We start from the raw sequence: 23,272 nt of genomic DNA, 5'->3' as shown, positions 1-23,272 counted from the left end.
GCCCATCCCCTACCGGTCTCGGGTTAGGGTCGCCTCACCTGACCGAAGGAGACCGTCCGTGACGCCGTCCCGGGCCGCGGTGGCCCTCGCCGCCCTGCTCACCCTGCTCCTCGCCGCGTGCTCCGCCACGCCCGGCGCCGACCCCACCGACGACGATGGCACCCGCACGGTCGCCACCGCACGGGGCGAGGTCACGGTCCCGGCCGCGCCGCGGCGGGTCGTCGTGCTGGAGCCGGTGCAGCTCGACACCACCGTCGCCCTCGACGCCCCGCCGGTCGGGGCCGCGGTCCTGTCCGAGGGCACCGGGGTGCCCGCCTACCTCGGCGACGCCGGCGCGCGGGTGACGGTCGTCGGGACCGTCGCCGAGCCCGACCTGGAACGGATCGCGGCCCAGCGGCCCGACCTGATCCTGGGCACCGAGTCCCGGCACGCCGCGCTGTACGACCGCCTCGCCGCGATCGCGCCGACGGCGTTCATGGCCTCGCAGGCCGACCCGTGGCAGGACAACGTCCGCTTCGTCGGCCGGGTGCTCGGCCGGGAGGCCGACACCGAGGAGCTGCTCACCCGCTACCGGGACCGGTGCGCCGAGGTCGCGCGCACGCACGACACGGCCGGGCGCACCGCGCAGATGATCCGCCCCCGCGACGGCCTCCTGACCCTCTACGGGCCGACGTCGTTCGCGGGCGGCACCCTGGAGTGCGCCGGGTTCACCATCCCTCCCCGGGACTGGGAGAACTCGATCTCGGTGGACCTGTCCCCCGAGCTGGTCCAGCAGGCCCGCGCCGACGAGGTGTTCCTGACCGCGGCCGACCCGGCGTCGCCGTCGGCGGTGCCGCCCGCCGTCGAGGCGGTGCGCGCGCAGGTCTTCCCGCGGCTGCACCCGGTCGACCAGTCGGTCTGGATCACCGGGGTCGGTCCGCTCGGCGGGCAGAAGGTGCTCGACGACATCGAGCGGACGCTGGGCCGGTGAGCCCGCTGGCGGGGTCGCCGAACGTCCTGTTCGCCGCCCGGGTTCTCGCCGTCGGCGTGCCCTCCCCCGGGTTCCGGCGGCTCGTCCTGGGCGGGCCGGAGCTGTCGCGGTTCGCCCCGCACGGCCGGGACCAGCGGATCAAGCTGCTGGTACCGACGGAGGTCGGCTATCCCGCCTCGCTCGCGTCGGGCCTGCCCGAACGCGAGTGGCGGGCCCGGCTGCGGGCGCTGCCCGCCGACACGCGGCCGGTGCCGCGCAGCTACACCCCGGTGGCGGTCCGGCCGGGGCGCGGCGAGGTCGAGCTCGACGTGTTCTGCCACGCCCGGCCGGGTCCCGCGAGCGCGTGGGCGGCGGCCGCCCGGCCCGGCGACGCCGTCCTGCTCTCCGGGCCGGACGTGCGGCGCGGCAACCCGGACCACGGCGTGCAGTGGGACCCGGGCCCCGCCACCGAGGTGCTGATCACCGGCGACGAGACGGCACTGCCCGCCGTGCGCGGCATCCTCGCCGCGCTCCCGCCGCACCATCGGGGCCGGGTGCTGGTCGAGGTCGGCGACCCGGCCGACGCCGTCGGGCTCGCCGGCGTCCATCCCGGCGTGACCGTGGAGGTCTGCCGGCGGCCGGGGCGATCGCTGCTCGACGCCGTCGCCGACTGGGTCGGGCCCCACGGTGCCGCAGCCGCCCGCCTGGGCGACCGCTTCTACGCCTGGAACGCCACCGAGAGCACCCGGGTGGCGCAGGTGCGCGGCCTGCTGCACGAGGCGGGCGTCGCCCCGGACCGGGTCCACGCGCAGGGCTACTGGCACGACCGGCCCCGTCCCGCTGCCCGCTGATCACCCGGAGGTCATCCGGGTGTGGCCGGGTGGCCATGCCCGGCGCGCAGCGTTGCCGGACGTGGACGAGACCCCGGTCGAGCCTCAGGCCGACGCCCCCGCTCCCCTCATCCCGCACCCCGGTGCGGTCGACCCCGGGCACTTCCGGGTCGACGACTCCGACGACGACGACCCGACCCTCGTCGACCCCGAGGGCAGCCCGGTCGACACCTGGCGCCAGGGCTACCCCTACGACGACCGCCTGTCACGCCAGGAGTACGAGCACCAGAAGCGGCTGCTGCAGATCGAGCTGCTGAAGCTGCAGAACTGGGTCAAGGACACCGGCAACCGGATCGTCGTCCTGTTCGAGGGGCGCGACGCCGCCGGCAAGGGTGGCACGATCAAGCGGTTCACCGAGCACCTCAACCCCCGCGGCTGCCGGGTGGTGGCGCTGGAGAAGCCGACCGAGCGCGAGGCCGGCCAGTGGTACTTCCAGCGCTACGTGGCACACCTGCCCTCGGCCGGGGAGATCGTGCTGTTCGACCGGTCCTGGTACAACCGGGCCGGCGTCGAGCGGGTCATGGGCTTCACCGACCCCCGCTCCTACATGGAGTTCCTGCGGGCTACCCCGGAGCTGGAGCGGATGCTCGTCCGGTCCGGGATCCACCTGGTGAAGCTGTGGTTCTCGGTCTCGCGCGACGAGCAGCGCACCCGCTTCCTCATCCGCCAGGTCGACCCGGTGCGCCAGTGGAAGCTGTCCCCGATGGACCTGGCCTCGCTGGACAAGTGGGAGGCCTACACCGAGGCGAAGGAGGCGATGTTCTTCTACACCGACACCAAGGACGCCCCGTGGACGGTGATCAAGAGCAACGACAAGAAGCGCGCGCGGCTCGAGGCGATGCGCCACGTCCTGGGCCTGTTCGACTACCCCGGCAAGGACACCGGGGTGGCCTCCCCGCCGGACCGGCTGATCGTCGGGCCCGCCGCGGAGATGTTCGAGCAGGACGAGGGCCCGAACCGCTTCCCGCCCCTGACCGACCGGCACCACTGAGCGGCGGGGCTTTGCTCAGGCGGGCTCGGCCACCAGCGTCATGGTCAGCGAGTGACCCACGGCCAGGCCGGGGCCCGCGGCCCGTTCGAGTCCGAGCAGGGTCCCGGCGAGCCGGGCGGCCTCGGCCCCGGCGAGGGGCCCGGCCCCCCGGTACGGCTCCAGGGCGCCGTTCCACCGGTCGGCGAACCCGCGCAGCCAGGCCAGCGCCTCCTCCGGTGCTCCCCCGGTCGCCGGGGTGAACCGGAGGTCGTCGGGGTCGACCCGGGACGGGTCGCGGACCAGGTCGTTCACCAGGGCCCGGAACCGCGGCACCGACGGGTGGAAGGTGCCGGTGGCGGTGTGCCGCCCGACCAGGACCGACCGGTCGACGGCGGTGCGCGACACCAGCCGCGCGCCGCTGCCGGCCAGCGCGGCGTCGACGGTGGCGTCCAGCTCGGCACGGCCGTAGAACGTCATCGGCTCGGAGATCGCCTCGCCGCCGCCGGCGAAGAAGCTCATCGCGTAGTCCCAGCGCTCGGTGTCCCAGCGGGGCTGCCACTCCACCGAGTACCGGCCGAGGACGTCGACGACGACCGCCGCCCGTCGGCCCCGGGCCGCCACGGCGGTGAGCACCGACCCCAGCGCGGCGACGAGCTCGTCGCGGGTGAGGTGGGAGTAGGGGACGCCGCAGGACAGGTAGAGGTCGAACGCGCCGTCGGGCAGCGCGTCGCGCACGTCGCCGAGCACGAACGACGCCGACGGCGAACCGACGGTGTCCCGTGCGGTGGCGACCATCTCCGGGTCGACGTCGAGGCCGACGTAGCGCAGCCGGTCCTCCGCGACGATCGGCGCGGCGCCCGGTTCCGGGCGGGTGAGGAGGGCGAACCCGTCGGCGGTGCCGGACCCGACGTCGAGCACGGCGACGGGGGCGCCGGGCCGCAGGTGCAACGCGGCCAGCGCGTTCGCGATGACCCGCCGGGTGACCGGCTCCTCGGAACCGACCTTGACCGGGTCCCGTCGCGCCGGGGACAGGTAGTGGGCGCTGGCCCCGCGGTAGGACGGGGCCTGATCGGAACGGCTCACCGTTCCTTCCTACACCGAGAAGATCATTCTCGGCTCACCGCGGGCGGCCGGGGTCGGGCCGGCCGCCCGCGGGAGGTCGGCGGACGCTCAGGCGAGGTCGTCCAGCTCGCCGTTCCTGATCGAGGTCAGGAAGGCGGCCATCTCGGTGGCCGGGAAGGCGAGCACGGTGCCGTGCGGGTCCCGCGAGTTGCGGACGGCCACGGTCCCCCCGGTCACGACGGCGAGCTCGACGCAGTTGCCCTGGTAGCCGCTGCGCACGCTCTTGCGCCACGTCAGCGAATCGATCGCCGCGGGGCCGCTCAGGTGCATCTGGTCCATGCGAATGCTCACCTCATCTGCATATGCATTCTCCGTTGCGTCAAACGCTAGCAGTGGACAAGCGGTCCGGTCGTGCAAAACAGGACGGAACGCGCCCGGCGGTCGCCCGTCCGCGCCCGACTGCGGTGCACGGGCCGTGGGCGGTCGACGTCGGAGCGTGGTACCCGGGGCCCGAAGACGGGCGCCGCTCGTCGCCCGCGAGCGACGTCGGCGCAGGTCAGAGCTCGGCGCGCAGCTTGCTCAGTGCCTGCTTGGTCTCGGCCGGGCTGAGCGCGTCGATGGTGAGCCGGTCCATCGAACGGCCGTAGCGCTCGACGTCGGCCCGCTTGTCCAGGTAGGAGGCCCCGGTCATCTCCTCGAGGTAGACCAGGTCGGGCAGCTCGGGCTCGGCGAAGCGCAGCATGGTGAAGGCGTGCTCGGCGCCGTAGCCGGACAGATCCCAGGGCAGCAGCTGGACGACGACGTTCGGCAGCGACGACAGCTCGATGAGGTGGTCGAGCTGGGCACGGAAGACTCCCTCCCCGCCGACCGGTCGGTGCAGCACGGCCTCGTCGAGCACGGTCCAGAAGGTCGGTGCGTCCTTGCGGTGCAGCACGCGCTGGCGTCGCAGCCGCACCTCCAGGCGCTTCTCGACGTCGGCCCGCTCGACGGGCGGCAGGTCGGTGTGTCCGCCGCTGACGACCGCGCGGGCGTACTCCTCGGTCTGCAGCAGCCCCGGGACGAACAGCAGCTCGTAGGACGAGATGCGCGATGCCGAGGCCTCCAGACCCACGAAGTCCTCGAACCAGCCGGGGACGACGTCGTTGTAGCGGGCCCACCAGCCGCTGGAGTTGCTCTCCTCGGCCATCGACAGGACCTGGTCGCGCTCGGGGCCCTCGGCGACGCCGTACATCGTCAGCAGGTCGGCGACGTCGCGCTGCTTGAACCCGACCTTGCCCGACTTCAGCCTGCTCATCTTCGAGTCCGAGCCGCGGATCGCGTACGCCGCGTCGGTCCGGGAGATGCCCGCGCGCTCCCGCAGCCGGCGCAGGTGGGATCCGAGCACGATGCGCCGCGCGGTCGGGCCGCGGTCGGCACCGGGCGGGGTGGGGCTGTTCGGGCTGGGGACCACCGGGACGGGCTCCTGCGGTTGCGGGGACTGCCGATCGGGTGACCGAGCCTACACAACGGTTCCGCAGGTCGTCAGCGGTCTCGATCACGGGACACGTCCGGACGGTGACGGTGCGTGCCCAATCGGGTCGGTCCGCTACGGTGACCGCACCGGTGATCGGCGCCACGACGGGCGTCGTCCGGGCACCGACCGACGCACCGGCGCGACGCCGCCGACGACGCAGTGAGGACTCCGCCGATGGCCCAGCCGACCGAGGGTCGCGCTCCCGCGTACATCGACACGACCAAGGCCAGCATCGCCCGGGTCTACGACTACGCCCTCGGCGGCAAGGACAACTACGAGGTCGACCGGGAGACCATCGAGCGGGTTCGCAAGATCGCCCCCGAGGTCAACCTGCTCGCCGTCGACAACCGGGCGTTCCTGATCCGGGCGGCGCGCTTCGTAGCCACCCAGACCTCGATCACCCAGTACCTGGACTGCGGCTCCGGCCTGCCGACCGCGGAGAACACCCACCAGGTGGTCCAGCGGCTCCAGCCCGAGGCCCGGGTCGCCTACGTCGACAACGACCCGACCGTCATCGCGCACGGCCGGGCGCTGCTGGAGGACAACGAGTTCACCCGCTTCTCCGCCGCCGACATCCGCGAGCCGGAGTCGGTGCTGGCCGACCCGTCGGTGCAGGGCTTCCTGGACCTCGACCAGCCGGTCGCGCTGTTCCAGATCGGCACCATCCACCACTTCGACGACGCCGTGGACCCGCAGGCGATCATGGCCCGCTACGTCGAGCGGCTCGCTCCGGGCAGCGTCGTCGCGATCGCGCACTTCTTCGACCCGGAGAACGCCGACAGCGAGCTGGCCCGGCGGATGGAGCAGGTCTTCGTGCACAGCCCGATGGGCAGCGGCCGGTTCCGCACCCTCGCCGAGATCACCGGACTGTTCCCCGGCCTCGAGCTGGTCGACCCGGGCATCGTCCCCTGCTACCGGTGGTGGCCCGACGGACCACAGCTGCGCGGCGAGGACCCGGTGCAGCGGTGCATCGTGGGCGGGGTCGGCATCAAGCGATGAGTTCGCGGGGCCACCACGGTCGAGAGGGGTGAGACCCGCCGACCCCGGGAGGCCCCGTGCCCGTCACCCTGGACCCCACCGCCCAGATCCTGCGCGACGCCGTCGCCACCGGGTGCGTCCCCGGACTCGTCGCGGCCGTCGACCATCCCCGGCACGGCACCGGGGTGCACGTCCTCGGCGACGACGGCGCCGGACACCCGCTGCCCCGCGACACGATCGTGCGGATCGCCTCGGTCACCAAGCCGGTCGTCGCGGTCGCCGCGCTCGCACTCGTCGAGGACGGGATGCTCGACCTCGACGAGCCGGTCGCGGCGTGGCTGCCCGAGTTCGCCGCGCCGCGGGTGCTGCGTCACGAGGCCGCCGGGCTCGACGACACCGCCCCCGCGCGCCGGCCGATCACCCTGTACGACCTGCTGACCTACCGCTGCGGGATCGGGATGCTCCCCCGGCCCCCGGCCGAGCTGCCGGTGCAGCGCGCGACCGCAGGGCTCGGCAGCGACGGACCACCCGGGTCCTACCCGCTCCCCGACCCCGACACCTGGACCGCGCGGCTCGCCGCGGTGCCGCTCGTCGCACAGCCCGGGTCGCGCTGGCTGTACCACACCTCCGGTGACCTACTCGGTGTCCTGCTGGCCCGCCGCTGCGGCACCGACCTCGCGACGGTGCTCGCCGAGCGGGTGTTCGCCCCGCTCGGCATGCGCGACACCGGCTTCTCGGTGCCCGCCGCCGACCGGGACCGGTTCGTCCCGCTGCTGGCCGCCGCACCCGGCGGCGGCTTCACCGTGACCGACCCGGTCGACGGCGCGTGGTCGGCCCCGCCGGTGTTCCCCTCCGGAGGCGGTGGCCTGGTCTCCACCCTGGACGACCTGCTCGCGTTCACCCGGGCCCTGCGCGCGGGCGGCAGCCCGGTCCTGTCCCCCGGCGCGGTGGCCGAGCTGACCTCCGACCGGCTGAGCACCGCGCAGCGGGCCGGTGCCGCCCCGTTCCTCGACGACGGCTGCGGCTGGGGCCTGGGCCTGGCCGTCGAGGACGGCGGACGCTACGGCTGGGACGGCGGCCTGGGCACGGGCTGGCGCTCCGACCCGTCGAGCGGTGTGATCTCCCTGCTACTGACCCAGGTGGTGTGGGACGGTCCCGAGGGCCCCGCGCTCCTGCACTCCTTCCGCGCCGCGGCGCACTCCTGAGAGGCCCCACCATGGACTGGACACTCGAGGTCGTCGTCCTGCCGGTGTCGGACCTCGACGCCGCGGTCACCTTCTACGCGACCGGGTCGGCTTCGACCTGGACCACGACACCCGCACCGAGCACATGCACATCGCCCAGCTGACGCCGCGGGGCTCGGGTTGCTCGATCGTCGTCGGCTCGCTGCCGGCACAGAACGAGATGGCGCCCGGCTCGATGCGCGGGCTGCAGCTCTGCGTCGCCGACGCCCGGGCCGCGCGCGACGAGCTCGTCGGACGCGGGGTGGAGTGCAGCGAGGTGACGGTGCTCGACGAGCGCGACGGCGGCACCTTCTTCGGCTTCGCGGACCCCGACGGCAACACCTGGGCGGTGCAGAAGCTGCGGGTCCGGGGTGAGCGGCCGCTGATCCCGGAGTCGGCCCGGGGCCGCTTCGGCGGCTGAGCACCGCCGGTCACACCGATTGCGCGACGGTCCCCGTAGGCGCATACTCGCCTTAATTCAACGCTGGTTGAAATGAGGTGGGCGTGATGTCGGAGCGGACGACGTGCTGTGTGGTCGGGGGCGGCCCGGCCGGGATGATGCTGGGCCTGCTGCTGGCCCGGGCCGGGGTCGAGGTGACCGTGCTGGAGAAGCACGGCGACTTCCTGCGGGACTTCCGCGGGGACACCGTGCACCCCACCACCCTGGACCTGCTCGACGACCTGGGGCTGGGCGAGCGGTTCGCCGCGCTGCCGCAGAGCCGGGTCGAGGAGGTCGTGATCCCCGAGGGGCGGGGCGGCGCGCAGCGGATCGGGAACCTGTCGCTGCTGCGCCGGATCGGGGTCCGCCACCCCTACATCGCGCTCGTCCCGCAGTGGGACCTGCTGAACCTGCTCGCCGACGTCGCCGCCGACGAACCCGCCTTCGATCTCCGGCTCGACACCCGCGCCACCTCGCCGGTCCGGGAGAACGGGCGGGTCGTCGGCGTCCGGTACGTGACGACGACCGCGCCCGGCGAGGAGACCACCGGCGAGATCCGGGCCGACCTCACGGTCGCCTGCGACGGCAGGCACTCGGTCCTGCGGGACGGTTCCGGCCTGCCCGTCACGGAGTTCGACGTCCCGTTCGACACCTGGTGGTTCCGGCTGCCGCGCCGCCCCGAGGAGCTGCACGCCACCCTCCGCCCGCGGATCGGGAACGGGCGCTTCGCGGTCGTCATCCCGCGCGAGGGCTACTACCAGATCGGTTACATGGCGCCCAAGGGCGCCGACGCGCGGCTGCGCGCCGCGGGGATCGAGGCGTTCCGGGCCGACCTCGCCGAGCTGATGCCGGAGTACGCCGACCGGGTCGGCGACATCGCCTCGATGGACGAGGTGAAGCACCTCGACGTGAAGCTCAACCGGCTGCGCCGCTGGCACGTCGACGGGCTGCTCTGCATCGGCGACGCCGCGCACGCGATGTCCCCGATCGGCGGCGTCGGGATCAACCTCGCGATCCAGGACGCAGTGGCCGCCGCCACCCTGCTGGCCGCGCCGCTGCAACGGGGCGCCCCCACCCAGCGGGACCTCGGCCGGGTCCGCAACCGCAGACTGCTCCCGACGGTGCTGGTCCAGGGCCTCCAGCGGATCATGCACCGCACCATGGCCGGCCCGGCGCTGACGGGGCGGCGCGACGGTCCCCCGGTTCCGCTGCTGCGGCTGATGCATCGCGTCCCGGCGCTGCAGATCCTGCCCGCCTACCTCGTCGGTGTGGGGTTCCGTCCGGAGCGGGCCCCGGACTTCGCCCGCCGCGAGCCCGTCCCGGCCGCCTGAGCCGCGGCTAGGCTCGTCGGGTGCTGTCCCTGGACGCCCTCGACGTCGACCTGCTCACCGCGCTGCGCGACCGGCCGCGGGCCGGGGTGCTGGAGCTCTCGCGCACGCTGCGGGTCGCCCGCGGGACGGTGCAGGCACGGCTGGACCGGCTGGAACGTGCCGGGGTCGTCACCGGGTACGGCCCGGACGTCGACCTCCCGGCCGCCGGGTACGGCGTGCAGGCGTTCGTGACCCTGGAGATCGCGCAGGGCGAGCTGGGCGACGTCGCCGCCGAGCTCGCCGCGCTGCCCGCGGTCACCGAGGCGTACGCGACGACCGGCTCGTCGGACGTGATGTGCCGGCTCGCGGCGTCGTCGCACGAGGACCTGCAGGACACCCTGCTCGCGCTCGGCCGATCCCCCCTGGTGGCCCGCTCCACCAGCGTGGTGGTGCTGTCCACCCTGGTCGCGCCGCGCTGGCGGCCGCTGCTGGAGCGTGACCACCGGGAGGGCCCGAGCCGGGCACCCGCCTACCGGGACTGACCGCCTCGGCCGAGGTGGTGCGCCGTCCGGTGCGCGCCGAGCACGTCGAGCCCGAAATCCGCCGACGGGTCGCGCCACACGGAATGGGCGTGGTTGGCGTCGCGCTGGGTGTTGTCCCACTCGATGAGCAGCCGTGGGCCCTGGACGCGGTAGTAGTTCGGGGCGCCGTCCTCCAGCGGTCCCGCCCAGGCGAGGTGCACGGCGTCGAGCGCGGCGTCGTCGTCGTAGCGGGAGATCGGCTGCAGCGGCTCGGCGACCCGCTCCAGGTAGGTGCCCAGCAACGCGCGCAGCATCTCACGGCCCTCGGCGTCCAGGTCGGACGCCGGCACGCCGGCCGGGGTTCGCGACAGCGCGACGGCCTCCTTCTGCGCGTCGGTGAACGCGGCGCGCTCTTCGATGGCCTCGCTCATGTCGTCGAGCGTGCGCTGCTGCTCGGGGTCGGCGAACGACCGGGTGCGCCAGATCCCGGCCAGCGGGATCCAGTTGTCGCCCTCCTGCGGGTCGGTGCGGTTGGCCGCGACGAGGTCGGGCGGTGCCTTGTCGAGCAGCACCGCCCGCTCGCGCAGTTCGGTCGGCAGCGCGCGGACCAGGTCGCGGGCGAGGTCCTCGACCCGGCCCAGCGGGCGGAGCACGGCGTCGCCGAGGAGCTCGGAGGTCGCCGGGTCGGCACCCAGGAAGCACGGGGTGGAGGCGACCACCACCCCGTCGACGACCAGCATGTTGATCGACACGTGGTGCCCGCCGAAACGCCAGCCCCAGGTCCCGGTGTCCCCCGGCTCGCCGAACACCCGCAGGTAGTACATCTGCGGGTCGCGGCCGCGGGTGCGGTCGAACAGCGTCACGAAGCCCTCGGTGTGGTCGAGGACGTTCTCCAGCCCCATCACCGTCGAGACGGTCACGTACGCCGCCCGCGACAGCCCCGTGCCGACGAGCTTCATCGCGGCCCGCTGCTGCGGCGGGAGCTGGTCGTGGAAGGTCAGTCCACCGTGGTCGGTGGGGGTGTAGAACCAGCGGCGGCGCTCGGCGTCGGCGTCGTCGTCACCGGTCGGGGCGTGCCCGACGGCCGTCTCCCGCCGGCCCGGGTCGAGGGTGTCGAGCCAGGCACGCGCGGCCTCGGCCATCGCGGTCGCCGTCTCGCGGGTGTCCGCAGCACCGATCATGCCGCGAGACGCTAGCGACTCCGGGCAGACTCCACCGGGGAGGACGGCTACGTCGACCACGGCCTGACTCAGGTCCGGCGGTACCCGGCCGCCAGCTCCACGAAGGCGGCCGGGTCCACCAGCGACGTCGTGTCGCCGGGCTCGCGCCCGGCGGTCACGTCGAGCAGCAGCCGCCGCATGATCTTGCCCGACCGGGTCTTCGGCAGCTCAGCGACGAGGACGACCTCGCGGGGCCGGGCGACCGGCCCCAGCTCCCGGGCCACGTGCGCCCGCAGCTGTTCGGTCAGCCCGTCGGTCGGGCCGTCGGTGACGGTCACGAACGCGACCACGGCCTGCCCGGTCGTCGGGTCCGGCGCCCCGACCACGCCCGCCTCGGCGACCCGTGGGTGGCTCACCAGCGCGGACTCCAGCTCGATCGAGCCGAGCCGGTGACCCGAGACGTTCATGACGTCGTCGATGCGGCCCTGCAGCGTCACGTAGCCTTGCTCGTCGATCACCGCGCCGTCGCCCGCCTTGTACCAGCCCTGCTCGGCGTAGTCGGCGAAGTAGGACGCGCGGAACCGCTCGGGGTCGCCCCAGACCGTGCGCGCTATCGACGGCCACGGCCGGTCGATCACCAGGATGCCGCCCTCGCCCGGGGCGCAGGTGCGCCCGTCACGGTCGACCACCCGCACCGACAGGCCCGGCAGCGGCCGGGTCGCCGAGCCCGGCACCAGCGGTGTCACGCCGGGCAGCGGCGCGCAGATCGCCGCGCCGGTCTCGGACTGCCACCAGGTGTCGACGATCGGGCAGCGGCCGCCGCCGATCACCTCGTGGAACCACCGCCAGGCCTCGGGGTTGATCGCCTCGCCGACGCTGCCGAGCAGGCGTAGCGAGGACAGGTCGTGGCGCGCGGGCACCTCCGGACCCCACTTCATGTACGTCCGGACCAGGGTCGGCGCGGTGTAGTACACGGTGACGCCGTACCGGGCGATGATCTCGAAGTGCCGGCCCGGCTCGGGGGTGTCCGGGGTGCCCTCGTAGATCACCTGCGTGACACCGTTGGACAGCGGTCCGTAGACCTCGTAAGTGTGCGCGGTGACCCAGGCGAGGTCGGCGGTGCACCAGTAGACGTCGTCGGGCTTGTGGTCGAAGCAGGCCCACGCCGTCCAGGACGCCTGGGTGAGGTAGCCACCCATGGTGTGCAGCAGGCCCTTGGGGGTGCCGGTGGTGCCCGAGGTGTAGACGAGCATCAGCGGGCTCTCGGCCGGGTGCGCCTGCGCCTCGTGGACCTCGGGTGCGGTGTCGACGACGTCGTGCCACCACACGTCGCGGCCGGGGGTCCAGTCGACCTCCGAGCCGGTCCGCCGGATGACCAGCACATGCTCCAGCGAGTCCACCCCGGACGCGGCCTCGTCGGCGTTGGCCTTGACCGGGACGGCCTTCCCGCGGCGGTACTGGCCGTCGGTGGTGACGAGCAGCTTCGCGGCGCCGTCGGTGATCCGGAACCGCAGCGCGGACGGGGAGAACCCGCCGAAGACCAACGAGTGGACCGCCCCGATCCGGGCGCAGGCCAGCATCACGACGACGGTCTCGACCAGCACCGGCAGGTAGACGACGACCACGTCCCCGCGCCCGACCCCGAGCGCGGTGAGCGCGTGCGCACAGCGGGCGACCTCGCGCTGCAGGTCGGCGTAGGTGACGGTGCGCCGGTCCCCCGGCTCGCCCTCCCAGTACAGCGCGACCTTGTCCCCCGCACCGGCCTCGACGTGCCGGTCGACGCAGTTGCGCGCGACGTTCAAGGTGCCGTCGGCGAACCAGGTGACCTCGGGCCACCTGCTGCCGTCGTAGCCCTGCTCGGGCACGCGGTCCCACTCCAGCCGGCGGGCCTGCGCACACCAGAACGCCTCGGGGTCGGCGGCCGCCTGGTCGTAGGCGGCGGCGGTGACGTTGGCGTGCGCGGCGAGCTCGGGCGGGGGCGGGTACATGCCCCGATCCTCACCGCCGGGCCCCCCGCGGCGCAGGCCGTCGTGAGGGGACTCACCGGTGGGCGAACGCCCGGTGGTGGTCGTCGAGCAGGTCCACGCCGAAGTCGTTCTCCGGGTCGCGCCACACCGAGTGGGCGTGGTCCGCGCCGCCCTGGGTGTTGTCCCACTCCAGCAGCAGCCGCGGACCCTGCAGCCGGTGGTAGTGCGGCTCCCCCGCCTCCAGCGACCCCGCCCAGGCCAGGTGCACCTCGTCGAGGGCGGCGTCGTCGTCGTAGCGGCCGGCGGGTGAGACCCCGGCCGGCGCCCGGTCGAGGTAGGCCGAGAGCAGTCGGCGCAGCAGGGCACGGCCACGGTCGTCGAGCGCGTTCGCCGGGAGCCCGCGCGGCACACCGGTCAGCGCGACGGCCTCGGTCCCCTCGACCGGGTCCACCGGGCCGGGCGGGCTCTCCCGTCGGATCGCCGAGGTCGGCAGCGGCCGGTCGCCCGGCGCGACCAGCGGCCGGTTCGCCGTCACCAGGTCCGGTGGGGCCCCGCCGGGCAGGACGACGGTCTCCAGGAGCTCGGGTGGCAGGCCGCGGACGATCTCCCGCGCCAGGTCCTCGGTCGGTCCGAGCGGGCGCGCCACCCCTCCGCCGAGCAGCGGCGTCGTCGCCGGGTTCGCGCCGAGGAAGCACGGCGTGGCCGCGGCCACCCGCCCGTCCACGACGAGTGCGTTCACCGACACGTGGTGGCCGCCGAAGCGCCAGCCCCAGGTGCGTCCGCCCGGGTCGCCGAACACCCGCAGGTAGTAGAGCGCCGGGTCCCGGAACCGCTCCCGGTACGGGCGGGTCGGCCAGTCCTGCGCCCGGTCCAGGACGTTCTCCAGCCCCATGACCGTCGCCACGGTGGCGTAGCCGGCCTCGGACAGTCCCGACGCGACCAGCCGCATCGCGCGCTGCTGCTGGACTGCGGTCTGGGCCGCGAGAGGCAGTCCGCCGTGGTCGGTGGGGGTGTAGAACCAGCGACGGCGCTCGACGTCGGCCCCCGCGTCACCGGTCGGGCCGGCGCCCCGGGCGGGGCCGAGCCGGTCGTCGTCCAGGGTGTCCAGCCAGGCCGCGGCCGCGTCCGCCATCGCCCCGGCGACCGTCTCGCTCGTCGTCACCCCGGCCACGCTAGTGGGCCGGGCGGGGTCAGTCCGTCGCGTCGCGGACGAGCAGCGCGATCTGCACCCGGTTGTCCAGGCCCAGCTCGCGCAGCAACCGGGAGACGTAGGACTTCACCGTCGCCACCGACATGTGCAGCTCGGCGGCGATGTCGGCGTTGGAGCCACCCCGGGCGACGGCCTCGGCGACGTCGCGCTCCCGGTCGGCGAGCCGGTCGAGCCGGGCCCTGGCGGCGCGCCGGCGGTCGACCGACCCGGCGCCGCCGCCGCGGACGATGCCGATCAGCCGCCGGATGATCGCCGGGGACAGCACGGCGTCGCCGTCGGCGGCGGCGCGGACGGCGTCGACGATCCCCTCGGGCGCGGCGTCCTTGAGCAGGAAACCGCTCGCCCCGGCGCGCAACGCCCGTACGACGTGCTCGTCGGCGTCGAACGTGGTCAGCACGACGACGGTCGGGGCGTCGGGCCGCGACGTCACCTCCCGGGTCGCAGCGACGCCGTCGACGCGGCGCATCCGCAGGTCCATCAGCACCACGTGCGGCCGCCCCGCGGCGACGGCGGCGGGCACCTCGTCGCCGTCGCCGGCGTCGCCGACCACCTGGATGCGCCGCACCGGTCCGGTGCCGTCGCCGGGCAGTGCGTGCCCGTCGAGCATCACCCGCAGGCCGGAGCGGACGAGCGGGTCGTCGTCGACGAGCAGCACCCGGATCGCGGTCGCGGTCATCGTGTCTCCTCCCGCCACGGCAGCACCGCGCGCAGCTGGTGGCCCGACGGCGTCGGGCCGTGGGTCAGCGTCCCGCCGGCGAGGGTCTCGACCCGCTCGCGCAGCCCGACCAGGCCGGTCCCGGCGCCCTCGGGTGTCGTCCCCGCGGCGGACTCCCCGGAGGTGACGGTGACGGTGAGGTCCCGGCCGGGCCGCCCGTCGAGGGCGACCTCGACCCGGGTCCCGGGCGCGTGCCGGGCCGCGTTGGTCAGGCCCTCGCGGACCACCCGGTGCACGACCCCGGCCAGCGGGCGCCCTGGCGGGCACACCGTCAGCAGCGCCGTCGACCGGAGACGGACGTCCGCACCGACCGCGCGGGCCTCGGCGACGAGCTCCTCGACCGCACCGAGGTCCTCGATCTCGTCGGGTACGTCGCCGGTGGGCTCGTGCAGCACCTGCACGATCGTGCGGAGGTCCTCCATCGCGCGGTGCGTGGTGTCGCGCAGCACCCTCGCGGTCTCGCGCACGGTGCTGGCGGGCAGGTCCCCGCGCAGTGCCAGTGCCCCGGCGTGCACCGACAGCAGCGACAGCCGGTGCCCCAGCCGGTCGTGCATCTCCCCGGCGATCCGGCGACGCTCGTCGGCGCGGGCCTGCTCCTCGCGCACCGCCCGATCGGCCTCGGCGCGGGCGAGCCGCTCGCGCAGGTCGTCGACCATCGCGCGGCGGATCCCGGTCAGCAGGCCCGCGGTCGCCGAGATGCCCTGGAACGCGACGGCCCCGCCGAGCAGCACGAGCGCCGTGGCACCGTCGGGAGCGTCGCGGTACAGCGTGATCGCGGCCGTCCCGACCGCCAGGGCCAGCACCAGCAGTGTCTCCACCGCACGGCGTCGGGTCGCGATCACGAAGACCCCGACCAGCGGCAGGTAGGTGGCGACCGGCGACACCAGCGGCCCGAGCACGGCCACCACCGCGAACACCCGCGGCAGGCGGTAGCGCACCGCGATCGAGCCGATCATCAGCAGGCCGACGACGAGCAGCGACCACTGCAGGGCCCCGGCGATGGCGTACGTCCCGACGACGGTGAGACCCCCGGCGAGCACCGCGACCATCAGCACGGCGGAGATCACGGCGGGGCGGACCGGCACACGACGACCATAGGGGGCGGACCGGCGCCGTCCAGCAGGTTTCCGCTCGAACGGGACGGCCACCGGTCCACTCCTGTCTCCCGACCCCCCGGGATCGACGGTCAGCGTGCCGAGCTGCGCGCCGGCGGCGCACCCGCCGAAGGTCGCGCCCACCGCGACCGAAGTCGCCGGGCCGCGTCACCCGGAGTCACGTCGCCCGGAACGGGTCACCCGGAATGAGTACGATTCGGACATGCCGGAACCGCACAGCCACCGCGAGAGCGGGCAGCACGTCATCGAGCACGCGCTCGACCTCCTCGAGGCGGCCGACAAGGCGCAGGACTACCCCCAGGCGACCGACGGCCACACCGCCGCCACCGCCTACGCGGTGAGCGCGCTCTATCAGGAGATGCGCCACGGCGACGACCAGCTCGCGGTGCTCATCTCCGCGGTGCAGGAGCAGACCGCGGTGCTGCGCGAGATCCCGGACTCGTTGCGGGACGGGAGCCGCACCGGAGAGTGACCGGAGAGCGACGGCCCCGCCCGCGATCCGGTCCGGCCGGGCGCCGCGGACCTCGTGCCGGGGGCCGTCCTCAGGCGCCGACGTAGGCCGCCAGGTGCTCCCCGGTCAACGTGGACCGGTCCGCGACCAGCTCGGCCGGGCTCCCCTCGAACACCACGGTGCCGCCGTCGTGCCCGGCGCCGGGGCCCAGGTCGATGATCCGGTCGGCGTGTGCCATCACGGCCTGGTGGTGCTCGATGACGATCACCGAGCGGCCGCCGTCGACGATCCGGTCGAGCAGCGCGAGCAGCTGCTCGACGTCGGCCAGGTGCAGCCCGGTCGTCGGCTCGTCGAGCACGAAGGTCCCCCCGGACTCCCCCAGGTGCACCGCCAGCTTGAGTCGCTGGCGCTCCCCGCCGGACAGCGTCGTCAGCGGCTGGCCCAGGGTGAGGTAGCCGAGCCCGACGTCGGCGAGGCGCTCCAGGATCCTGTGCGCGGCCGGCGTGCGGGCCTCGCCGGCCCCGAAGAACTTCTCCGCCTCGGCGACCGGCATGGCGAGGACCTCGCTGATGTCGCGCCCACCGAAGGTGTAGCCGAGCACCGAGGCGTCGAAGCGGCGGCCGTCGCAGACGTCGCAGGTGGTGGCGACCCCGGCCATCATCGCGAGGTCGGTGTAGACGACGCCGGCGCCGTTGCAGTTCGGGCAGGCGCCCTCGGAGTTGGCGCTGAACAGCGCGGGCTTGACGCCGTTGGCCTTCGCGAACGCCTTGCGGATCGGCTCCAGCAGCCCGGTGTAGGTGGCCGGGTTGCTGCGCCGCGACCCCTTGATCGCGCCCTGGTCGACGACGACCACCCCGTCGCGCCCGGCGACCGACCCGTGGATCAGCGAGCTCTTGCCCGACCCGGCCACCCCGGTGACGACGGTGAGCACGCCCAGCGGCACGTCGACGTCGACGTCCCGCAGGTTGTGCCGGTTCGCCCGGCGGATCTCCAGATACCCCGACGGGGTCCGGACGGTCGGCTTGAGCGTCGCCCGGTACTCCAGGTGTCGCCCGGTGAGCGTGCTGGAGCGGCGGAGCCCGTCGAGGTCGCCGGTGTAGACGACGTGGCCGCCGTCGGAGCCGGCCCGCGGCCCGAGATCGACGACGTGGTCGGCGATCGCGATCGTCTCTGGCTTGTGCTCGACGACGAGCACGGTGTTGCCCTTGTCGCGCAGCCGCAGCAGCAGGTCGTTCATCCGGGCGATGTCGTGCGGGTGCAGCCCGATGGTGGGCTCGTCGAAGACGTAGGTGACGTCGGTCAGCGACGACCCGAGATGCTTGATCATCTTGGTGCGCTGGGCCTCGCCGCCGGACAGCGACCCGGACGGCCGGTCCAGCGACAGGTAGCCGAGCCCGATCTCGACGAACGAGTCCAGGGTCGCGCGCAGCGAGGACAGCAGCGGGGCCAGGGGGGGCTCGTCGAGGCCGCCGACCCAGTCGGCGAGGTCGGAGATCTGCATGGCGCAGGCATCCGCGGTGGAGATCCCCCGGATCTTCGACGACCGGGCGAGCTCGGAGAGCCGGGTGCCGTCGCAGTCCGGGCAGGTGCGGAACACGATGGCCCGGTCGACGAACGCCCTGATGTGCGGCTGCATCGCCTCGCGTTCCTTGGCCAGGAACGACTTCTGGATCCGCGGGATCAGGCCCTCGAAGGTGACGTTGACGCCGTCGACCTTGATCCGGGTGGCCTCCTTGTAGAGCAGGGCGTCGCGCTGGGGCTTGGTGAAGCTGCTGATCGGCTTGTCGCCGGGGAAGAAGCCGGAGTTGGCGAAGATCCGGCCGTACCAGCCGTCGACGGAGTAGTTCGGGATCGTCAGGGCGCCCTCGACGATCGACTTCGACTCGTCGAACAGGGCGGTGAGGTCGAAGTCGGACACCGAGCCGCGGCCCTCGCAGCGCGGGCAGGCGCCGCCGACGATCTCGAACTCGCGGCGCTGTTTGACCTGCTGGCCGTTCTTCCGGACGGTCACCGCACCCGAGCCGCTGATCGTCGCGACGTTGAAGGAGAACGCCTTGGCCGGGCCGGCGTAGGGCTTGCCGAGGCGGCTGAACAGGATCCGCAGCAGCGCCCCGACGTCGGTGGCAGTGCCGACGGTGGAGCGCACGTCGCCGCCCATCCGCTCCTGGTCGACGATGATCGCTGTGGTGAGGCCGTCGAGGACGTCGACGTCGGGGCGGCCCAGGTTCGGCATGAAGCCCTGGACGAACGCGCTGTAGGTCTCGTTGATCATCCGCTGCGACTCGGCGGCGATGGTCGAGAACACCAGGGAGCTCTTGCCCGAGCCGGACACCCCGGTGAACACCGTGAGCCGGCGCTTGGGCAGCTCGACGGAGATGTCGCGGAGGTTGTTCTCGCGCGCACCGTGCACGCGGATGAGGTCGTGACTGTCGGCTGCGTGCATGGTGGATCCCCCGTCCGGCCCGTTCAGGGCCGCTGCTGGATGCGGACCATCGTGCCCGCGGGGTCGCGGAAGGCACAGTCGCGCACCCCGTACGGCTGGTCGACCGGCTCCTGGACGACCTCGGCCCCGCTCGCCTGGAGCCTGTCGAACGCCGCGTCCAGGTCGTTACTGGCGAGCAGCACGGCGGTGTAGGTGCCCTTGGCCATCATCTCGGTGACGGTGCGGCGTTCCTCGTCGGTGATGCCGGGGTCGGCGGCGGGCGGGGCGAGGACGAGCGAGACGTCGGGCTGCCCGGGCGGGCCGACGGTGAGCCAGCGCATCGTGCCCTGGCCGACGTCGAGGCGGACCTCGAAGCCGAGCGCGTCGCGGTAGAAGGCCAGCGACGCCTCCGGGTCGGTGTGCGGGAGGAAGCCGGCGTGGATCGTGATGGCGGGTGCGGTCATGGCGTTCACGCTAGGGAGGTCGGCGCCACCGTGGCTTCTCGATTCCTGACCGGTCGGGTGACCTGCTTCGCCACGCAGGCCGGGAGCCCCGCGGTCCCGTCGCGCACGGCGTCGCGGTACGCGCTCGGCGGCATTCCGACGAGCTCGGTGAACCGGGTGCTGAACGTGCCGAGGGAGGAGCCGCCGACCGCGAAGCACACCTCGGTGACGGTGAGGTCGCCGCGGCGCAGCAGGGCCATGGCGCGCTCGATGCGCCGGGTCATCAGGTAGCTGTAGGGCGACTCGCCGTAGGCCGCCCGGAACGCCCGCGACAGGTGCCCCGCCGAGACGTGCTCGGCGCGGGCGAGCTCGGTGACGTCCAGCGGGCGGGCGTACTCCCGGTCGATGCGGTCGCGCACCCGGCGCATCCGGACGAGCTCGCGCAGGCGCCCGTCCTCGCGGTCGCTCACCGCAGGTGCTCCGCCAGCAGCGCCGCGACCTCGTCGGGGCGTTCGAGGTAGACCATGTGTCCGGTGTCGACGGGGGCGACGGTGAGGTCGTCGCCGAGCGCGCTGCGGCAGGCGGCCAGCCAGTCGTCGGTGACGAAGTCGGCCCGCAGGGCGGGCACGACCAGTGTCGGGAGGCCGGCCCGTGGGACGGCGGCGGGGCGGGCCATCTCCGACCAGGCGGCGACGACGGCCGCCCGGCTGTAGCGCCAGCGCCAGGCGCCGTCGCGCTGTTCCAGGTGCTCGGCGACCTCGGCGTCGACCAGCGGTGCGGGCACACCGGTCCAGGACGCGGCCTTGGCGGCGCGGGCGTCGTCACGGGTCGCGAACCCCTCGTCGGCACGGCCGGCCTCGGCGGAGGCCAGCATGTCCTGCGGGTCCAGCCCGTGCGCCGGGTCGAGCAGCGCGAGGCGGGTGACGCGCTCGGGTGCGGTCCGCGCCAGCCGGGCCGCGACCGCTCCGCCGAAGGAGTGCCCGACCACGGCGACCCGCTCGACGTGCTCGGCGTCGAGGACCTCGAGGACGTCCTCGACGTGCTGCTCGAGGTTCCACGGCGGGACCCACGGCGAACGACCGTGCCCGCGCAGGTCGACGGAGATCCAGCGCAGGGTGGGCAGCGCGGCGAACAGCGGCGCGAAACGCAGGCCGTGGCCGGTGACACCGTGCACCGCGAGCACCGGCTTGCCTGCCGGGTCACCGGCGTGGTGGACGTGCAGGGGCATGCATCCATTCTGCACTTTGCTATTTCGGCAACGATGTTTGCCGTCCTGTCCGGCCCTTCGTCAGGCTGGGCACATGGACACAGCACAGCGCCACGACGTCGTCGTGATCGGCGGCGGCCCGGCCGGACTCAACGGGGCCATGATGCTCGCCCGCTCCCTGCGGTCGGTGGTCGTCGTCGACTCCGGCCTGCCCCGCAACGCACCGGCCACCGCCGCGCACGGCCTGTTCGCCCGCGACGGCGTCGCCCCGGCCGAGCTGCTCGCGACCGGCCGGGAGGAGGTCCGCCGCTACGGCGGGACGGTCGTCGACGGCGAGGTCGTCGGCGCCCGGCGCACCGACGACGGTTTCACGGTGACCCTCGCCGACGACACCACCCTCGACGCCCGGCGACTGCTCGTCACCACCGGACTGGTCGACGTGCTGCCGGAGATTCCGGGACTCGCGCAGGGGTGGGGCGCCGATGTCGTCCACTGCCCGTACTGCCACGGCTACGAGGTGCGCGACCGCCCGATCGCCGTCCTCGGGACCGCCCCCGGCTCCGCACACCACGCACTGCTGTTCCGACAGCTCAGCGCGGACGTGGTCTACGTGTCGCACACGGTGGAGCCGACCGCGGAACAGTCGGAACGCTTCGCCGCGCTCGGCATCGTCGTCGTCGACGGGCCGGTGAGCGAGGTGGTGCGAGAGGACGGCGCGATCACCGGGCTGGTCACGCCGTCCGGCGTGCTGGCGCGCGAGGTCGTCGCCGTGGCGACCCGGATGGAGGCCCGCGCCGGATTCCTCGCCGAGCTGGGCCTGGTCCCGGTCGAGCACCCGAGCGGGGCGGGGCAGCACCTCGTCGCCGACCCGACGGGCCGCAGCACGGTCGAGGGCGTGTGGCTCGCGGGCAACGTCACCGATCTGAGCGCGCAAGTGGGGGCCGCGGGGGCCGCGGGAGCGTTCGCGGGCGCCGCGATCAACGCCGACCTCGTCGAGGCCGGGGCGCTCGCCGCACTGCGGGAGCTCGCACGCCCCTAGCCTGGGGACGTGCTGGTCATCTTCGGGCTGTCGGGCAAGGAGCGCCCACTGGGCCTGGTCGCGCTGGGCTGCGGCACCTGCGGTCACCCGGGGCCGCAGCCCGCGGTGCACCGGCGGACCCGGTTCACGCTGTTCTTCGTCCCGGTCCTGCCGCTGCGCAGCCGCTACGAGATGCGCTGCCCCGTGTGCGGGGCGGGGCGGACGCTCTCCCGCGACGATGCCCGCCGGTACGGCGCACGGGTCTGAGCAACGCGCTCGTCCAGCACGGGGGGCTCCCCAGCTCCTGCCACCTGACGGATCGGCCGGGCGCCACCGAGGCTACAGCTCGCTGCGGTACCACTCCCGCAGGTAGGGAGTTCGCGATCGCGAACGGAAACTAGCGATCGAACACATGTTCGACTAGCATCGGCGGTGTGACCGCGCCCCAGGAGCCACCCGCCCACGCCACCGGCGTGGGCTCCGGCAGGTTCCGCTCCGGCGACCTCGCCCTGATCCAGCTCCTGATCGACCAGACGATCGGCGACGACACCACACTGCTCGCCGAGGCCGACCTGATCGACCAGATCCAGCAGATCGAGTCCGTCCAGGCCTCCCTCGCCGCGCTCCAGTCCACCCGCATCCGGGCGTTCGCTCAGACACACGTCGAGAACCGCCTCACCGACGATCGGACCGACCCCGAGCGGCTCCACCGCAGTGTCGTAGCTCAGGTCCAGCTCGCCTGCCGGGTCTCCACCGCCGAGGCCCGCACCCGCGTGGCCAACGCCCGCGACCTGCACACCGGACTCGACCACGTCCGCGGCCTGCACAACGACGGACAACTCAGCGCCGCCAAAGTCACCGCGATCGCCGTCGAGTGCCGCGACCTCGACCCACGCCAGCGCAGGCAGGTCGACACCCGCCTCGCCGCACACGACCTCACCCGCTACGGCATCGGCCGCCTCCGCGCCCTCACCCGCCGACTCGTCGCCGAAATCGCGCCCGAACGCTTCCGAGCCCGCGTCCACACCGCCACAGCCGAACGCCGAGTCACCCTGCGCCCGGCACCGGACGCGATGAGCTACCTCACCGCCTACGTCCCGGTCGCACAGGGCGCCGCCTGCCTCGCCGCACTGCAGAAGGCCTTCGTGCAGGCCCAGGTCGACCCGGCACCGTTGACCCGCAGCCGCGGACAGGTACTGGCCGACACATTGGTCGAACGCCTCACCGGACAAGCCACCGCGACCGCGGTCAACCTGGAGGTCCAGGTCACCGTCCCCGTCCAGGCCCTGCTCGACCCCACCTCCCCGCTCCCCGCGGAGATCCCCGGACTCGGACCCGTCCCGGTCGAGCTGCTCGCGACCAGCGACGGCACCGCGTCACTGCGGCGGCTGCTCACCGACCAGGGCCTGGTCATCGGCGGCGACTCACGCCAACGCACCTTCACCGGACTCCTCTCCACCCTCGTCAAGGCCCGCGCGGGGAACCGGTGCACCGAGCCCTACTGCGACGCACCCCTCCGCCACATCGACCACATCCACCGCGCCACCGACGGCGGACACACCGAACTCGACAACGGACGCGGACTGTGCGAGTTCCACAACCACATCCGCGAACAACCCGGATGGCACACCGCCCGAACACCCGACGGGACCGTCCTCACGACCACACCCACCGGACACACCTACCGCGGACCGGACTGACCGCGGTGG

25 protein-coding genes are annotated in these 23,272 nt (G+C 73.9%); 13 read left to right on the top strand and 12 right to left on the bottom strand.

Annotated features, from left to right (window positions below):
* The first annotated feature begins 58 nt into the window (after positions 1 to 58).
* The 3 genes from Ae505Ps2_RS16980 (at position 59) to ppk2 (ending at position 2,830) form a co-directional block, all read left to right on the top strand.
* A complete protein-coding gene (locus Ae505Ps2_RS16980) occupies positions 59 to 970 on the top strand; it encodes an iron-siderophore ABC transporter substrate-binding protein (RefSeq protein WP_198932193.1) in 912 nt (303 codons plus the stop codon).
* Positions 967 to 1,800 carry a siderophore-interacting protein gene (locus Ae505Ps2_RS16975; protein ID WP_075553766.1) on the top strand — a complete coding sequence of 278 codons (834 nt, stop codon included), beginning with the start codon at positions 967 to 969 and terminating at the stop codon, positions 1,798 to 1,800. Before Ae505Ps2_RS16980 ends, Ae505Ps2_RS16975 begins: the two co-directional genes overlap by 4 nt.
* Before the next feature lie 61 nt (positions 1,801 to 1,861).
* The gene (gene ppk2 / locus Ae505Ps2_RS16970; protein ID WP_020624198.1) at positions 1,862 to 2,830 is read left to right on the top strand and encodes a polyphosphate kinase 2; all 969 of its coding nucleotides are present in this window, start codon (positions 1,862 to 1,864) and stop codon (positions 2,828 to 2,830) included.
* Between the two features lie 15 nt (positions 2,831 to 2,845).
* On the opposite strand, the gene Ae505Ps2_RS16965 is transcribed toward ppk2, so the two are convergent.
* From Ae505Ps2_RS16965 to Ae505Ps2_RS16955, 3 genes are all read right to left on the bottom strand, one after another.
* Positions 2,846 to 3,892, bottom strand: a complete 1,047-nt coding sequence (locus Ae505Ps2_RS16965) for a class I SAM-dependent methyltransferase (protein WP_075306931.1) — start codon at positions 3,890 to 3,892, stop codon at positions 2,846 to 2,848.
* A gap of 87 nt (positions 3,893 to 3,979) precedes the next feature.
* A complete protein-coding gene (locus Ae505Ps2_RS16960) occupies positions 3,980 to 4,210 on the bottom strand; it encodes a DUF397 domain-containing protein (protein ID WP_075306933.1) in 231 nt (76 codons plus the stop codon).
* Between the two features lie 217 nt (positions 4,211 to 4,427).
* On the bottom strand, positions 4,428 to 5,321 hold the full coding sequence (locus Ae505Ps2_RS16955; protein ID WP_075306935.1) for a helix-turn-helix transcriptional regulator: 894 nt from the start codon (positions 5,319 to 5,321) through the stop codon (positions 4,428 to 4,430).
* A 237-nt stretch (positions 5,322 to 5,558) separates the two neighbouring features.
* Here Ae505Ps2_RS16955 and Ae505Ps2_RS16950 point away from each other — a divergent pair, with 237 nt between their 5' ends.
* The 6 genes from Ae505Ps2_RS16950 to Ae505Ps2_RS16930 all read left to right on the top strand — a co-directional run bounded on the left by Ae505Ps2_RS16950 (position 5,559) and on the right by Ae505Ps2_RS16930 (position 9,876).
* Positions 5,559 to 6,383 (top strand): SAM-dependent methyltransferase, encoded by an 825-nt coding sequence (locus Ae505Ps2_RS16950; protein WP_075306937.1) that lies wholly within the window; start codon positions 5,559 to 5,561, stop codon positions 6,381 to 6,383.
* Positions 6,384 to 6,439: 56 nt separating this feature from the next.
* On the top strand, positions 6,440 to 7,567 hold the full coding sequence (locus Ae505Ps2_RS16945) for a serine hydrolase domain-containing protein (RefSeq protein WP_212567642.1): 1,128 nt from the start codon (positions 6,440 to 6,442) through the stop codon (positions 7,565 to 7,567).
* An 11-nt stretch (positions 7,568 to 7,578) separates the two neighbouring features.
* On the top strand, positions 7,579 to 7,710 hold the full coding sequence (locus Ae505Ps2_RS34275; protein WP_337819510.1) for a hypothetical protein: 132 nt from the start codon (positions 7,579 to 7,581) through the stop codon (positions 7,708 to 7,710).
* Positions 7,692 to 8,006, top strand: a complete 315-nt coding sequence (locus tag Ae505Ps2_RS16940) for a VOC family protein (protein ID WP_337819511.1) — start codon at positions 7,692 to 7,694, stop codon at positions 8,004 to 8,006. Before Ae505Ps2_RS34275 ends, Ae505Ps2_RS16940 begins: the two co-directional genes overlap by 19 nt.
* 86 nt (positions 8,007 to 8,092) lie before the next feature.
* A complete protein-coding gene (locus Ae505Ps2_RS16935) occupies positions 8,093 to 9,355 on the top strand; it encodes an FAD-dependent oxidoreductase (protein ID WP_075306939.1) in 1,263 nt (420 codons plus the stop codon).
* 20 nt (positions 9,356 to 9,375) lie between these two features.
* Positions 9,376 to 9,876: an Lrp/AsnC family transcriptional regulator gene (locus Ae505Ps2_RS16930; protein ID WP_020626333.1), complete on the top strand. Its 501-nt coding sequence runs from the start codon at positions 9,376 to 9,378 to the stop codon at positions 9,874 to 9,876.
* Here Ae505Ps2_RS16930 and Ae505Ps2_RS16925 read toward each other — a convergent pair.
* The 5 genes from Ae505Ps2_RS16925 to Ae505Ps2_RS16905 all read right to left on the bottom strand — a co-directional run bounded on the left by Ae505Ps2_RS16925 (position 9,864) and on the right by Ae505Ps2_RS16905 (position 15,992).
* Positions 9,864 to 11,036 carry a DUF3500 domain-containing protein gene (locus tag Ae505Ps2_RS16925; protein WP_075306941.1) on the bottom strand — a complete coding sequence of 391 codons (1,173 nt, stop codon included), beginning with the start codon at positions 11,034 to 11,036 and terminating at the stop codon, positions 9,864 to 9,866. The two genes, Ae505Ps2_RS16930 and Ae505Ps2_RS16925, sit on opposite strands and share 13 nt — an antisense overlap.
* A 68-nt stretch (positions 11,037 to 11,104) precedes the next feature.
* Positions 11,105 to 13,003, bottom strand: coding sequence for an acetate--CoA ligase (gene acs / locus Ae505Ps2_RS16920; RefSeq protein WP_075553765.1), 1,899 nt, complete (start codon positions 13,001 to 13,003; stop codon positions 11,105 to 11,107).
* 52 nt (positions 13,004 to 13,055) lie between these two features.
* Entirely contained in the window at positions 13,056 to 14,144 is a 1,089-nt protein-coding gene (locus Ae505Ps2_RS16915) for a DUF3500 domain-containing protein (protein WP_233147577.1), read from the bottom strand.
* A 28-nt stretch (positions 14,145 to 14,172) separates the two neighbouring features.
* Positions 14,173 to 14,868 (bottom strand): response regulator transcription factor, encoded by a 696-nt coding sequence (locus tag Ae505Ps2_RS16910; protein ID WP_075333548.1) that lies wholly within the window; start codon positions 14,866 to 14,868, stop codon positions 14,173 to 14,175.
* On the bottom strand, positions 14,865 to 15,992 hold the full coding sequence (locus Ae505Ps2_RS16905; RefSeq protein ID WP_075306947.1) for a histidine kinase: 1,128 nt from the start codon (positions 15,990 to 15,992) through the stop codon (positions 14,865 to 14,867). Before Ae505Ps2_RS16905 ends, Ae505Ps2_RS16910 begins: the two co-directional genes overlap by 4 nt.
* 232 nt (positions 15,993 to 16,224) lie before the next feature.
* Here Ae505Ps2_RS16905 and Ae505Ps2_RS16900 point away from each other — a divergent pair, with 232 nt between their 5' ends.
* Positions 16,225 to 16,494: a hypothetical protein gene (locus Ae505Ps2_RS16900; protein ID WP_075306949.1), complete on the top strand. Its 270-nt coding sequence runs from the start codon at positions 16,225 to 16,227 to the stop codon at positions 16,492 to 16,494.
* A gap of 70 nt (positions 16,495 to 16,564) precedes the next feature.
* On the opposite strand, the gene Ae505Ps2_RS16895 is transcribed toward Ae505Ps2_RS16900, so the two are convergent.
* From Ae505Ps2_RS16895 to Ae505Ps2_RS16880, 4 genes are read right to left on the bottom strand one after another with little or no spacing between them, the layout of a single operon-like run.
* On the bottom strand, positions 16,565 to 18,916 hold the full coding sequence (locus Ae505Ps2_RS16895; protein ID WP_075553764.1) for an excinuclease ABC subunit UvrA: 2,352 nt from the start codon (positions 18,914 to 18,916) through the stop codon (positions 16,565 to 16,567).
* Between the two features lie 23 nt (positions 18,917 to 18,939).
* Positions 18,940 to 19,359, bottom strand: a complete 420-nt coding sequence (locus Ae505Ps2_RS16890) for a VOC family protein (RefSeq protein ID WP_043280718.1) — start codon at positions 19,357 to 19,359, stop codon at positions 18,940 to 18,942.
* Positions 19,360 to 19,364: 5 nt separating this feature from the next.
* Complete coding sequence (locus tag Ae505Ps2_RS16885) at positions 19,365 to 19,766, bottom strand: helix-turn-helix transcriptional regulator (protein WP_139319021.1); 402 nt, start codon at positions 19,764 to 19,766, stop codon at positions 19,365 to 19,367.
* A gap of 38 nt (positions 19,767 to 19,804) precedes the next feature.
* Complete coding sequence (locus tag Ae505Ps2_RS16880) at positions 19,805 to 20,566, bottom strand: alpha/beta fold hydrolase (protein WP_075553763.1); 762 nt, start codon at positions 20,564 to 20,566, stop codon at positions 19,805 to 19,807.
* Positions 20,567 to 20,639: 73 nt separating this feature from the next.
* Between Ae505Ps2_RS16880 and Ae505Ps2_RS16875 the strand changes: the two genes are divergently transcribed.
* The 3 genes from Ae505Ps2_RS16875 to Ae505Ps2_RS16865 all read left to right on the top strand — a co-directional run bounded on the left by Ae505Ps2_RS16875 (position 20,640) and on the right by Ae505Ps2_RS16865 (position 23,263).
* Entirely contained in the window at positions 20,640 to 21,584 is a 945-nt protein-coding gene (locus tag Ae505Ps2_RS16875) for an NAD(P)/FAD-dependent oxidoreductase (protein ID WP_075553762.1), read from the top strand.
* A 9-nt stretch (positions 21,585 to 21,593) separates the two neighbouring features.
* Positions 21,594 to 21,830, top strand: coding sequence for a hypothetical protein (locus Ae505Ps2_RS16870; RefSeq protein WP_020626322.1), 237 nt, complete (start codon positions 21,594 to 21,596; stop codon positions 21,828 to 21,830).
* A gap of 167 nt (positions 21,831 to 21,997) precedes the next feature.
* On the top strand, positions 21,998 to 23,263 hold the full coding sequence (locus Ae505Ps2_RS16865) for a DUF222 domain-containing protein (RefSeq protein ID WP_075306958.1): 1,266 nt from the start codon (positions 21,998 to 22,000) through the stop codon (positions 23,261 to 23,263).
* Positions 23,264 to 23,272: the final 9 nt, after the last annotated feature.

Origin of the sequence: Pseudonocardia sp. Ae505_Ps2, from assembly GCF_001932425.1 — a bacterium.
In the GTDB taxonomy this organism is placed as follows: domain Bacteria; phylum Actinomycetota; class Actinomycetes; order Mycobacteriales; family Pseudonocardiaceae; genus Pseudonocardia.
Note: the sequence above shows the minus strand (reverse complement) of the source record. Positions and strands in the feature narration are given on the sequence as shown.